Source organism: Streptomyces sp. NPDC002671 (assembly GCF_053592475.1).
Map to the genome: position 1 here is coordinate 11,795 of NZ_JBSFVU010000014.1, position 12,126 is coordinate 23,920.

General features: G+C 70.6%; 10 protein-coding genes and 3 pseudogenes. 4 read left to right on the top strand and 9 right to left on the bottom strand.

The genetic code is table 11. From position 1 onward, the window contains the following. Positions 1-52 precede the first annotated feature (52 nt). A complete protein-coding gene (locus ACWD35_RS22210) occupies positions 53-1,042 on the top strand; it encodes an Acg family FMN-binding oxidoreductase (RefSeq protein ID WP_451353008.1) in 990 nt (329 codons plus the stop codon). A gap of 153 nt (positions 1,043-1,195) precedes the next feature. Here the strand turns inward: ACWD35_RS22210 and ACWD35_RS22215 are convergent, their stop codons facing one another. Next, positions 1,196-1,639 (bottom strand): universal stress protein, encoded by a 444-nt coding sequence (locus ACWD35_RS22215; protein ID WP_451353009.1) that lies wholly within the window; start codon positions 1,637-1,639, stop codon positions 1,196-1,198. 219 nt (positions 1,640-1,858) lie between these two features. On the opposite strand from ACWD35_RS22215, the gene ACWD35_RS22220 reads away from it, so the two are divergent. After that, positions 1,859-2,050 (top strand): hypothetical protein, encoded by a 192-nt coding sequence (locus tag ACWD35_RS22220; protein WP_451353010.1) that lies wholly within the window; start codon positions 1,859-1,861, stop codon positions 2,048-2,050. 293 nt (positions 2,051-2,343) lie between these two features. Here the strand turns inward: ACWD35_RS22220 and ACWD35_RS22225 are convergent, their stop codons facing one another. From ACWD35_RS22225 to ACWD35_RS22240, 4 genes and pseudogenes are all read right to left on the bottom strand, one after another. Then, positions 2,344-3,699: a hypothetical protein gene (locus tag ACWD35_RS22225; RefSeq protein WP_451353011.1), complete on the bottom strand. Its 1,356-nt coding sequence runs from the start codon at positions 3,697-3,699 to the stop codon at positions 2,344-2,346. Positions 3,700-3,772: 73 nt separating this feature from the next. Next, positions 3,773-5,867: pseudogene (locus ACWD35_RS22230) on the bottom strand (helix-turn-helix transcriptional regulator); the annotation flags it as partial. Between the two features lie 24 nt (positions 5,868-5,891). After that, positions 5,892-6,638, bottom strand: a complete 747-nt coding sequence (locus ACWD35_RS22235; protein ID WP_451353012.1) for a TetR-like C-terminal domain-containing protein — start codon at positions 6,636-6,638, stop codon at positions 5,892-5,894. Continuing rightward, the gene (locus ACWD35_RS22240) at positions 6,592-7,140 is read right to left on the bottom strand and encodes a YciI family protein (protein ID WP_451353180.1); all 549 of its coding nucleotides are present in this window, start codon (positions 7,138-7,140) and stop codon (positions 6,592-6,594) included. The genes ACWD35_RS22235 and ACWD35_RS22240 overlap by 47 nt, the downstream gene beginning before the upstream one ends. A gap of 196 nt (positions 7,141-7,336) precedes the next feature. On the opposite strand from ACWD35_RS22240, the gene ACWD35_RS22245 reads away from it, so the two are divergent. Continuing rightward, positions 7,337-8,374, top strand: a complete 1,038-nt coding sequence (locus ACWD35_RS22245) for a DUF2332 domain-containing protein (RefSeq protein ID WP_451353013.1) — start codon at positions 7,337-7,339, stop codon at positions 8,372-8,374. 252 nt (positions 8,375-8,626) lie between these two features. On the opposite strand, the gene ACWD35_RS22250 is transcribed toward ACWD35_RS22245, so the two are convergent. Further along, entirely contained in the window at positions 8,627-9,235 is a 609-nt protein-coding gene (locus tag ACWD35_RS22250; protein WP_451353014.1) for a pYEATS domain-containing protein, read from the bottom strand. A gap of 117 nt (positions 9,236-9,352) precedes the next feature. Here ACWD35_RS22250 and ACWD35_RS22255 point away from each other — a divergent pair, with 117 nt between their 5' ends. Next, positions 9,353-10,228, top strand: a complete 876-nt coding sequence (locus tag ACWD35_RS22255) for a GNAT family N-acetyltransferase (RefSeq protein WP_451353015.1) — start codon at positions 9,353-9,355, stop codon at positions 10,226-10,228. Between the two features lie 11 nt (positions 10,229-10,239). On the opposite strand, the pseudogene ACWD35_RS22260 reads toward ACWD35_RS22255, so the two are convergent. From ACWD35_RS22260 to ACWD35_RS22270, 3 genes and pseudogenes are all read right to left on the bottom strand, one after another. Continuing rightward, positions 10,240-10,329 (bottom strand): annotated as a pseudogene (locus ACWD35_RS22260) (GNAT family N-acetyltransferase); the annotation flags it as partial. A gap of 202 nt (positions 10,330-10,531) precedes the next feature. Beyond that, positions 10,532-10,894: pseudogene (locus ACWD35_RS22265) on the bottom strand (DUF899 family protein); the annotation flags it as partial. A gap of 69 nt (positions 10,895-10,963) precedes the next feature. Next, entirely contained in the window at positions 10,964-12,076 is a 1,113-nt protein-coding gene (locus ACWD35_RS22270) for an ABC transporter substrate-binding protein (protein ID WP_451353016.1), read from the bottom strand. Between the last annotated feature and the right edge of the window lie 50 nt (positions 12,077-12,126).

Sequence of the window (12,126 nt, forward strand, 5' to 3'; positions counted from 1 at the left end):
ATGCCGACCGGGTTCCTGTCGGCTGCCGAGCCGGGCACCCAGGGAGGCCATCATGAGCACGCCACCCTTCGACAGCTACAACGTCACCGCGCTGGTGGCAGCCGCCGTGGAAGCACCCTCGCTGCACAACGCACAGCCATGGAAGTTCCGTTACCTGCGCGACAGTGGTGTCCTGTGCCTCTACGCCGACCTGGCGCGTGCCCTGCCCCGCAGCGACCCGGACCACCGGAACCTGCACCTGGGCTGCGGCGCGGCACTGTTGAACCTGCGCGTGGCGGCTGCGGCGGACGGCCGGGGTCCGGTCGTCCGGCTCCTGCCAGAACCAGCCGATCCGGCGTTGCTGGCCGAGGTGGAGCTCGGCGGCACGGCGCCACCGGACGAGGCCCTCGCCGTGCTGCATCCGGCGATCCGCCGCCGGCACTCCAGCCGTCAGCCCTTCCGCGAGGAGGAGATACCGAGCGCGCTGAAGGACCGGCTGTGCGAGGCGGCCGGCGCAGAGGGGGCCCAGCTGCTCTTCCCCGGACCCTGGCATGTGGCGTCGCTTCTGGAGCTGGTAGAGGACGCCGAGGGCCGGGAGGCCCTGGATCCCGGCGTCCGGGGCGAGATGGCACGCTGGGCCCGGACGGAACCCGCAGCCGGCGCCGGGACGTCGGACGGCATCCCTCCTGAGGCCTTCGGGCCTCGCAGCCGCGTCGCCGGGACACCGGTACGAGATTTCGCCGCCGGTCGCCGGGTACCCGGACGGGGCTGGGCAGCCTTCGAGAGAGACCCCCAGATCGCCCTGCTGGGCACGGCTCACGACCGACCGACGGACTGGCTGCGCGCGGGCCAGGCGCTGGAGCGGGTGCTCCTGCGGGCCACGACGGACGGGCTGGTCGCCTCGGTGACGTCCCAGCCGCTGGAACGGGCCGAGTTGCGGTGGGCGGCCCGCGACCCGGTCTCGGCCATGGGCCATGTACAGATGGTGATCAGGCTCGGCTACGGGCCCGAAGGCCGTCCTAGTCCCCGTCGGCCGGTGACCGACGTGCTGGACGTCGTATGAGGCGGGACGCACCCCGGTCGGCACCCCGCCTCCGGGCATCCGACCGGAACGAGAAGCCGCATGAAGGTGTCCGCGGTGATGACCGCTCCTGCCGTGGCCGTCCCGCCTTCCAGTGATCGCGGCCGGGGGCTCAGGTCATGGCTTCTCGGAAGGTCACTGCTTCTCGGAACGCACGATCACGACCGGACAACTCGCGTGCTGCGCCACTCGCTGGCTGACCGAGCCGAGCAGGGCGCGCGCGAACCCGCCCCTGCCCCGGCTGCCGACGACCAGGATCTCGGCGCCTTCGGCGGCCCGCAGCAGAACGTCGGCGGGGTTGCCGTGCACCACCTGGCTCCGGACCGAGCCGGCCACGTCCGCGCCGAGCACGTCGGTCAGCTCCTTCCGCACCCGCTGCCGGGCCTCTTCCTCGTCGACGTCCATGTCCACGGCGGGGGCCGACCAGCCGTACAGGCCCGGCAGCTCCCACACCGCGACCGCCTCCACGGTGCCGCCGGCGAGGCCCGCGTAGCGCACGGCCCAGCGCAGGGCCTCGTACGAGGCCGTCGATCCGTCGACACCGACCACCACACGGCGCTCGGCGGCATCCCTGTCCATGTGTCCCGCCTCTCCTGCGGCTCTCCCGCCCTGTCGATCGGCCCCGTCGCTTCCACGCTGCACGCGATATCGCCATCTCGCCAGGCCAACGCGTCCGAGGCACTGCGGACTGCGCCTCGGGGGGTGATCCTCGGAGAAAGGGATGGCGACGGACGAGGAGTGAGTGCTTATGCGGGCGAACGCGGGTGACGTACCGCACCTCATGTCGCGGGAGGAGCTGTGACCAGGCGGCCCCTTGCCCGGTCGCCCGCCGAGTGGGGCGCCTGTAGCGCCCGGCTGCCGTCGCGCAGGGCGGCGCGCACCACCGCCGTGCGGGCCAAGGCCGCTACGGCGGAGGGCGACCGTGTACTGCTGCCCGGCGGCTCGTGGCGGCGCGTCGAGACGATCCGGGTACCCCGTCTGTTCGGCTGACCGCGCCGTGCGTTTGTGCCGCATACGCAGGCCCACACGCCAGTGCCCCCGGTAGTGCGGAGGCTCGCGCGTCGGCCTGCCTCGCGGAAGGCGAACCGCAGGGCTTCGGCGCCCGAGTCGGCGTCCCCCAGGCCGAGCAGGATCTGCTCGTGCGTACTACCGCCCGGCGGACAGGGATCGCCGCCCGCGCCAGGTCGTACTGCGGCGGTGTGACACCGGCCGGCGGCTTGTCGGAGGCGTTGTACGCGGGGCACGGACCAGGTCGCCTCACCCGAACCGGGTGAACGAGAGACTCATGGGTTCGAAGGGGGCGGTGTGTCGGCAGCGTCGGCGACCGGCCCCGTAGCGGCGGCGAGGACCGCGGTGACGGCCAGCACGGCCACGACCACGATGAGTACGACCGCCACCACGCCGACCGTGGGGTAGTTCCACAGCAGGAGAGCCAGGGCGCCCGCCCCGATGGTGACGCCGGTGGTCCAGGGCCGGTGAGCGGCCAGCCACGCTCCGGTGCGGCCGGTGCGCACGCCCACGCGGTGCAGCGCCTGCCCCGCGGCAGCCGTCCCCCGCCGCACCGCGGAACGCACGGCGCGCGCCACTCTGCCCGGCCCGTACAGGTAGGCGGCCACCGCCGTGATGAGGGAGACGGCGAGGAGCGAGCGGATGCTGTCGCGCAGGTAGCGGACGAAGGTGTCGTAGATCGCCGCGGCGGCGCCGGGTGGGAGCGTGGCCGGGGGGACCGAGTCGAGATAGATCCGCCGTACGACGGCCAGGGCGACGAGCAGCACCACCATCATCGCGCCGACGCCGAGGGCCGTACCCATCAGCATGACCCGGTGTCCGGGAGCTGCCCACACGGTCGCGGCGGCCACGGCGAGGGTCAGTACGGGCAGCCAGGTGCCGACGATGTCGAGCAGCCGCATCGCACTCTGAGCCTTGCTCAGTTGGTCGGTGCGGAACAGCGTGACCGTACGGTCGACGTTCGGGATGGCGGAGGCCTTGCCGAAGCCGGCGTCGACGAGGCGCTCCTTCACCTGGTCGACCACGACTCCGATGTCCAGCTGGACAGTGTCGCCCTTGGCCCGGAGCGCTCCCTGCCCCTCTCCGGTGAGCATGTACATCACCGAGGCCTGCGCCCGTCGGTTGGACTCCACCCAGGCCCGGTGGAAGAGGTCACTGGTGACGACTCGGTCGATGTTGCGCCGCGCGACGGTGCGTACGGCGGAGCGGAGCGGACCGGCAAGGGATTTCGAGGCGTCGACCACGCGGGGCGGCGCGCCATTGTCGGCTAGCACCTTCGTGAGGGAGGCCGTCACCGCATCGACGTTCACCTGGGCCACCACACGGTCGGTCAGCCGGTCGGCGACGACCTTCTGAACGGCCGGTTCGGACGCAAGAGGCGCGACGGTCTGCACATACCGGTCGGCGTCGGCGACCGTGCCGTGCACCCAGACCGCGACGACGGCCAGCGGGGCGAGCACGAGCGTCAGCACCAGAAGGACCGAGGCGCCGAGGTAGCGCAGGCGCCGGTGGCGTAGGCGCGAGGCACGGCGGAGCCGCAGGTACTCCGCGTGCTCCTCTTTGGTCAGGACATGACCGGCCTGCTCGGGCGAGCCCGAACGGGACGGCCCGGAGGCGGTGCCCGGAGCCATGGCTCCTCCTTAGGCATGCGACGGAGCGGACCAGGAGACACGAGATGACCGATCCAGTGGCTGCCCGGACGCCGGCCAACTCCGACCGGCCCTCGGCGAGGTGCGCGGCGGCGGCCAGCGACACGGGTGTGTGCCTCGGCCCAAGGGGACGCCACATCGGCTACGACGGCCCGGTCCGCCGCTTCGAGTGCGGCCTGCGTCTTGCCACGGGCCAGGAGGACACGCCCGGTGACGATGGACTCCCCCGCTTGCACCACCGGGTCCAGCAGCGGATGGCGCGCGTCCGCCGGGGCATCGAGGAGCGCCTCAGCCCGGTCCAGCTCGTTGCGGTCGACTGCCACTGCGGCCAGGACCAGCGACGCCAGCCGCGGCCCGGGCGCCGGGGGCGGGCTGCCACGGTCCGCCGCGGTGACCGCGGCCAAGGCCTTGCGCTCGGCTCTGCCCGGCCAGCCCCTGGGGTAGTCGATCAGGGCCAAGAGGCCCAGACACTCCTCGCGCGGTTGTTCCGTCGACGCCGCCCGGCCGGAGTTGACCACCGTGGTCAGGGCCGCGCGCGCGTCCCCGAATCGGCCGGCCCACAACCGTGTCGAGCCGAGATGAGTGAGCAAGAGCGCGATCAGCTCGGGATGTTCTTCCAGAAGCCGGCCGGGAACCTCGCGCTGAAGCTTCCCGGCGGCCTGGGCGGCCGTCTCCGCCCGTTCCGGCGAACCGGTCAGTCGCGCGGCCAGAGCTTCCAGGAGGGCACAGCTCAGCCGGGCCGCGGCCAGGTCGCAGACGTCGTCTTCGGAAGTTGCCTTCTGCCGCGCCAGGGCCTGTGCGGCCCGTTCCAGGCAGTACAGGCCACGCTCGACGTCGCACCGGGACAGTCCATGCGCCGCACGGACGAGGTCGGTGGCGGGACTCGTGGGTTCGGGCCCCATCCGTGAGAACAGCTCGGACAGTTCGCCGGAGTGCAGGCCGGTGAAGACCTCCCCGATGGCGAGATCGCCGACGAGGGCACCGGCGGCGGACTCCCAGTCGTCGGCTGCCGCCGCGTGGCCGACTGTCTCGTCGAGAGACCCTGAGCACCGCAGCCACTGCGCCGCACGGCGGTGGAGTTCGGCTTCCAGCCCGGGAGACTGCACCCTCAGGTGGGCGTGGAGGATCTCCCCGAACAGCGGGTGGAGCCGGAACCAGGCGTGTCCGAGGTACTCGACGAACGCATTCTCGCGGTGCAGACCGGTCAGGATGAGTTCGGCGTCGGTGCGCCCGGTGAGAGCGTTGGCCAAGTCGGGACAGAAACGTTCGAGGATGCTGATCCGCAACAGCAGATCCTGCGTCTCGGGCCTCTGCCGCTTGAGCACCTCGACCAGGAGGTAGTCGGCGATCGTGGTGCGGTCGGCCTCGAACTCCTTCAGATACGTCCGCGGATCCGTCTCTCCCCGCGCGGCCAGGGCGCTCAGCCGCAGTCCGGCTGCCCAGCCCCGGGTGCGCTCCACCAGCGCACCGATGTCGCCGGCCGGGAGGTGCAGCCCGTGCAGCGTCAGAAGTTCGGCCGCTTCGTCGGGGGTGAAGGCCAGCTCGGCGTTCCTGATCTCCGTGATGGCGCCGGCCGCCCGGTAGCGGTGCAGCGGGAGCAGCGGCTCGGTGCGTGTGACGAGGACCAGGCGCATGCCACGTCCCGCCTGCTGGGGGACGAATCCCAGTTGATCCGCGATCTCCGGGTCGGTCGCCCGGTCGTACTCGTCGACGATCACGATCACCGGCGCGTCCCTGGCACTCAGCTCGGCAGCGAGCCGTGTGAGAAGCACGTCGTCCACGCGGCCGGGTCGGGCGGGGGAACCGACGTCCGTGGACAGTGGCACGCCAGTAAGGCGCAGGGCCTCGAGGAGGTACGCCCAGAAGACTCCCGCTCCCTTGTCCGCCGACTGCGCGGTGAGCCAGGCGACGTGCCCGGCTCGCGCCGCTGCCCAGTCGGCGACCAGCGACGTCTTGCCCGCTCCCGCCGCTCCACCGACAACGGTCAACGGCGTCAGAAGGGCCTCGTCGAGGTGTCTGACCAGCCGGTCGCGACGCAAGAACGTCTCGGGACGCGTCGGTACGGCGAACTGGGTCCGGAGGAACGGATCTCCCCGGGGATCGGCATGCGGTGTGGGTGGAGCCAGTCCGTTCTCGTCCAGCACGGCCATGGTGAGCACCACCACTCATGATCGTCAGGTGGCGAACAGTGTTCCCGCTTCTCCATCATGCGTGTCCCGGTACTGCCACGCGCTACAAGGGCCAGTGGTCCCTACTGCCCGTGTCGCGCATGAAGTCCGTGCAGCAGTTGATCGATCTGGCCAGGGACCTGGGCGGGGTCGAGGGGTTGGTGGGCGACCAGGAGGCGGTACCAGAAAGGGCCCGGCGAAGGCGGGGTCCAGCTGGGCTTCCGCCATGAGGCCGCGCAGGGTCTTGACGCGGATGGGGTACGCGGTGACGCCGTACAGGGCAGTGACGAAGGCGGTCAGGTCGCCGGCGAGTGAGCCGGTGTCGGGTTCGCGCATCCGCTGTTCGACAGCCGTGCGGTAGGCGTCCATGACGAGGGGTGCCTTCGACTTCCGCCAGCAGTAGATGGTGCTCTTGGCGACGTCGGCGCGGGCGGCGACGGCCTCGGCGCGACCGCCGTTGTGACGCCCACCGGCGCACTTCGGGGCCATCCCGGACGACCACGTCGAGGTGCCGGAGGCCGTCCGCCTGGTCACCGAGCTGCTCGCGGCCTGACCGGCCCAGGGGCCTGCCCCAGGCAGGTGGCGATCTTCGTCGCCCACGTCCCGCACAGCGGCCCTCGCGGGTCCGAGGTGCGGGACGTGCTCATCCCGGTGGCACGCTCCTGCACTCAACCGCCAGGCGTCGTCGGCGTGGAGCGTCCCTGGGTCATCGCCGCCCGCCGAACTCCCAGTCGTGGACCTCGATGTCGGCATACCGGTCCGCGGTCAGGACGGCGCGTGCCGTGTCCGGGTCCACGGCCCGGACCAGCGCCGCCGTGCCCAGCCAGGTGGCGCCGTCGTCGGACAACAGTGGCCCGTAAGCGATCAATTCGTCCTGGTGGGCCGGCACGTCGACGTCGACGGACTGCCCCGAGCCGAGGCCGAGCACCAGGTACCGATTGCCGCCGGTCCGGCCACCAGGGAAATCCCACATGGTGCGCCCCAGCAGGTTGCGCCACCGACGCAGCAGCACGTCCCGGTACACGCCGGCCTGGTAGTTGGGCTCGTCGAAGGCGAACGCGCGGGCGGCAGCGGGATCCGGCAAGTCGACGATGTGCACGCTGCCGGTGGGCGTTTCGCCATCACTGGCGAAGGTCGGGCCGCGAGCGATGATCTCCTTCTCGTACCGGTCCATGTAGGACCAGTGCTCTTCCAGCAGCTCATGGCGCAACGCGAGGGATCCGGGCCGGTCGCGGTGGTAGCAGAAGTACTCCATGCCCCAGACCTTCCCCAACACGGGGCAGCGTCTCAACAGACTTTCGCAATGGAGGCCAGGCGCTCCACACGCGGCGCCGTCCCCTCAAACGGCCGCAGGGCCGGGCGTTGTCGTTCCCATCGCTAGAATCGTCGGGATGCCTGGACCGGACCGCAGGAGCGCCGTACCCGTGGGTAGGGCCCGCACGCTTGCTCAGGTGTACCGACACTTCGGTGAGGTCGACGCCGCCGGCACATCGCCGCTGTACGAGCGCGTCGCCGTCGCCCTGAGTGAGTCCGACGAGGCGCTGCGCGCCATCGAGGCGGCGCCGGCGCGCAAGCGGCACCCCACGGTGATCCTCGCCGCGCTGCACGACCTCGCCCTCGCCGGACACGCGCCGGCACTTGCCACGGCTTATGCCGCTGCGGACGGGGACGCTGCCGCCGGCGCTGCGATCGACACGCTGCTACGCATGACCGACGCGGTCGTGGCCACCGCCGGGCGCCGGAAGACGCGGACCAACGAGACCGGTCGCTGCGCCGTGCTGTATCCGGCCATCGCCGAGGCGGCGCGCCGGGCAGGCGCGGATGCGGTTGGGCTGATCGACGTGGGCTGCTCAGCTGGGCTCAATCTCAATGTCGATCGCGTCGGCATCACGTACAGCAACGGACAATCACTGGGCGACCCGTCATCTCCCGTGCAACTGTCGTCTTCGATCGTGGGAGACCGGCCCCTCCCGACGCGGGCGATGCCCGAGGTCGTCGCCCGGGTCGGCGTCGACCTCGCTCCGGTCGACGTGACCGACGCGGATGACGCCCGATGGTTGCGCGCCTGCCTGTCGCCGGATCAGCCGGAACGGGTCGCGAAGCTCGACGCGGAGATGGCGTTGGCGGCGACGGCTCCTCCGCTGCTGCTGCAAGGTGACGCCGTCGAGGTGCTCCCCGACGCCTTCGCCCGTGTACCCGCGGACGCCCTGCCTGTCGTCACCACGACGTGGGCGCTGTCGCACTTCCCGCTCGAGAGCCGCCTGCGCTTCCTGCACCGCCTCGACGAAGCGGCGGCCGGGCGGGCGGTGGCGTGGGTGTCAGCGGAAGGGGTCGGGGTCGCGCCGACGATTCCGACACTTGGCGATCGCCGCGCCTCCGGCCACAGCATCATCGGTCTGACGGTGTTCGACCGGTCGTCTCTGCGCGCCGAGGCCATCGGCCGCTGCTGGTCGCAGGGCCGCATGCTGGCGTGGCTGGCCGACTCCTAGTGTCCTGTCAGAGTTGAAGAGGCCGCATTCTGGCTGTCCGGATCCCGGGCGACCCACGCCTTGCGGATGCCAGAGCGACGCCTGCGCGCGCAAGGTTGCGGGCTCACTCCGGCGACCGGCGCGGCGGCGAATCCCGCAATGCCTGCGCAGTGTCGTAATACAGCGAAATCCAGGGGAATTTGAGGAGGTTTGACGGCCGGCGGCCCGGGAGATCTCAGCAGGTCGGGTGACGCCTGGGCGTTAGAATCGAGCTCAGAAATTCAGGTACCGCTCCAGTCGGATGGGCTCGGTGCTCCCCTTCACATAGACATCGGCTGTCAGGCTGAACATCCCCCAGGCTGCCGTGATGACCTCGAAGTCGGTCGAGCGATTCGTGACGGTGCGGTCGGGATCCCGAAAGGTCGGGTGCAAGTGGTAGACAACCCTGGCGACGCGGTCGAGATCGGATTCGCTGTCGCCCTCAAGGGCGATGCGGACCCGGAAGTACTTGTAGCCGTTTTTGTCGAGTGCGCTGTCACGGTGCGCGCTGTGAACCAGGTGAACTCTGGGAGCAGTATTGGTCGGGGCCTCGGTCAGTTCAGCCAGCGGCAGCGGTACTTCAAGGACAGGTTGCGCACCCGGCTGGGGCTCGGCCCCAGTCGGGGTCTGCGGGGACGAGGGGCCGAGCCTTATCCCTGATGCCCCCGCCTCGAAGGCATCGCCGCGCTCGACGCGGCTGTTGACCGCTTCGATGAGTCGCCCCAGCCCGCCGCGGAACTTGAACGCGAGGGTGAGCACCACGATCGGCCAGATCAAAGACTGCAGAAAAGGTATCCAGTCCTTCATTTCCCCCCTCAGGCCCGCCAGGTCGGCGCCGACCACCGACGCAGTCTCTCACCGGGCTTGCGTGAGTCACAACACAATCTGCGCCGCAGGATGGCGACGGCTCATCCCTGGACAAGGGCTCCCCCGAGTCGAGTACATCAGGGACTATGAAGCATGCGCCCGGATGACTGGCACCTCACCGAAGACGTCGACGACTTTCTCGCCCGTGCCGAAGACTTCCTGCGTTCACGCCCCGCTCTGCACACCACGCCGCTGACGTTGACCGAGAAACTGCGAACGCGTCGAACGGATGCGTACGCCGAAGCCACCGTATTCGGCCGACTGGAGTCAGGGGGCGAGGTCCGCGCCGTCTTTTACCGCCCTCCGTCCCACCGACTGACCCTCACCCCCCTCTCCCCCGAGCATGCCGACGCCCTCGCCGCCCACTTGGCCGACCTCGGCCACTCCCTCTCCGGCGTCACCGCGGACCACGACACCGCCACGGCTTTCGCCGCGGCCTGGCAGCGGCACACAAGCGCAGCGCCGGTACCCAGCTGGTGGGGCCGTCTCCACCGTCTCGGCACCCTCACCCCACCGGAGCCGCTCCCAGACGGCCGGGGTCGCGTCGTGGACGCGCAGGACCATGAGCAACTCATCCGCTGGTGCAGTGAGTTCGTCGCCGCCGTCGGAGAGGCCCCCTCCCCGGACGCCGGCTCCTGGGCCGACTCGCGCTTCGCCGACAAACACTTCACGTTCTGGGAGACCCCGGACGGCACTCCCGTCTCCATGGCAGGCTCGACTTCGATGGTCGGCGGCATGATCCGGGTTGACCCCGTCTACACCCCTGCCCACCTCCGGGGTCGCGGCTACGCGGGCGCAGTGACGGTCGAGGTGAGCAGAGCCGCGCTGACCGCAGGCGCGACGGACGTCGTACTGTTCACGAACCCCGCCAACCCCACCAGCAACGCCCTGTACCAGCGAATCGGATACGTCCCGGTTGCCGACTTCACCGAGTACGACTTCTCCTACCACGCACCAGAAGCCGGTTAGGAACAGACCGACTCCGACAGGTCATGGCGGAACATCAGCCACAACCGCTCCGCTATGGGACGGTCGGCGATGCCTGCGAGGCGAATGGATACGTCTGGCACGAGACTCCTTTGCAGAGGTGGTCGACTGGTGAGCGCCACATGCCCGGATCGGCGGTACCAGATCTCGGGACTGGTCCCCGGACAAGCGGCCCCAGGGCATGAAAAAAGCCTCCCAAGATCGCGTCCGTCGAACCGGCAGGGAATAACGAGTACCGGCACTTGGCCGATACGTGCACCCGGCCGGGGGCCGTTCGCATCGTCCGGGGGTTGCGCCGGGGCGGGTCCACTGTGACACGGGGCGGCTGATCGGGGGCCCCAGGTGGCGTTCCCGTCCGCGTCCGAGCGCCAGTACCAGCACGGGCTGCCGCCTTCGGGCCGGTCCTCGGGGGCGGCCCTGGAACAGGTCCAGGAACGGGACCGGGCCGTCGGGTCCGACGACCTCGACCGTCCCGTCGAGCTCCACCATCGGCAGTCGGCGGCGGGCCGCGGCGAGGGCGTCGCCCTCGCGGGTGTGGGCCTTCTCGCGGACCAGAAGCTCGTCACGGGCGGTCTGCCAGGTGGCCAGGTCGACGACGGGCGGGCGGCCGGGCAGCGCGATGGTCAGGTTCTCCGGCGTGGTCGTCATGGTGTCCGCCGTGGCGGCCTGCACGGACCACATCGGGCTGACGAGTACACAGACGCGCTCCGTGCTCTCTCAGCCGGCGTGAAGGATCCGGAAGCGATCGGATTCCGCCGGGTCTCGATCGACGACTTGGACTGGCGTCCAAGCCCATTGCCAAACGCTGATGCCTGGCGTGCGGGAGAACCGGATCTGCCCGCGGGTGCCTTCGACTGCAACGCGCGGCCAGGATTCGGCAGTGCGCGCCCGGCGCGGGCCGTGAGAACGCAGCACCTCGGCGAGGACGGCGACCGTGTCGTAACCCTCGAAGGCGACGAAGGAGGGCGCTTCGGCCAGCCGCTCGCGGAGGGCCGTCTCGACTCGTGCACCGAGCGGGCTGAGGCGCTCGGGCAGGTAGCGCAAGAACGGGATCGCGGCGCCGTCGTCGCCCAGCAACGTCGCCCATTCGGGGAACTCCGGTTGCCCGGCCGGAGCACCGATCATGAGCTCGGCGAGGCGCTGGTCGCGGCGGACGGACTTGACGATCGACACAGCCGGCTCCGGGTGGCCGACCAGAAGGAGGAGGGCTGTCGCGCGATTGGCGACGAGTTCGTCGCACACGGCCGTGGGGGCGAGCACGCGCATGTCGAGTTCGATGACGGTGCCGCCGCGTGGAGCGAGGTAGTCCCGCAGAATGCGGGCCCCAGACGCCCAGTAGACACTCGGCTCGGCTGCTACGGCGATTCGACTGTGGCCCGCGCTGAGGAGGAAGTCTGCGTAGATCCGCCAGCCGTGGGACTGCGCCGGGGCGAGGCGCGCCACCCAATCCGTCGGCTGTTCGGTGAGCGCGTCGAGAACCGCTGACGAGCAGAGGAACGGCAGGCCGAGGGCGTCAGCCCTGGCGGCAGCGGCGCGGGCGACGACGCTGTGATACTCCCCCGCCAGGGCAGCCACGCCCAGGCGAGCCAACTCATCTACGGCCGCCGCGGCCCTCTGTGGATCGGCCGCGGTGTCTCGGACCACCAGCTCGAGTGGCCTTCCGACGATCCCGCCGGCGTCATTGACTTCGCGAACGGCCAGCTCGAGTCCAGCGAGCAAGTGTTGGCCTGCCTCGACCCAGCCCGGCCGAGTGAGCGGAACGAGAGCGCCGATCTGGACGGATGATCCGTCAGTCCGCTCCGCTCCAGGTGGCGATGGTGGCGTATTCATGAGTGGGCGTCTCCCGTGTGGCGATTCGGTCGCAGTTTGCCCGGATCGCA

Coding starts and splice junctions, on each gene's coding strand:
- ACWD35_RS22255 (WP_451353015.1), top strand. CDS start 9,353: ATGCGCCCGGATGACTGGCACCTCACCGAAGACGTCGACGACTTTCTC.
- ACWD35_RS22235 (WP_451353012.1), bottom strand. CDS start 6,638: ATGCCGACATCGAGGTCCACGACTGGGAGTTCGGCGGGCGGCGATGAC.
- ACWD35_RS22240 (WP_451353180.1), bottom strand. CDS start 7,140: ATGGAGTACTTCTGCTACCACCGCGACCGGCCCGGATCCCTCGCGTTG.
- ACWD35_RS22210 (WP_451353008.1), top strand. CDS start 53: ATGAGCACGCCACCCTTCGACAGCTACAACGTCACCGCGCTGGTGGCA.
- ACWD35_RS22270 (WP_451353016.1), bottom strand. CDS start 12,076: ATGAATACGCCACCATCGCCACCTGGAGCGGAGCGGACTGACGGATCA.
- ACWD35_RS22215 (WP_451353009.1), bottom strand. CDS start 1,639: ATGGACAGGGATGCCGCCGAGCGCCGTGTGGTGGTCGGTGTCGACGGA.
- ACWD35_RS22225 (WP_451353011.1), bottom strand. CDS start 3,699: ATGGCTCCGGGCACCGCCTCCGGGCCGTCCCGTTCGGGCTCGCCCGAG.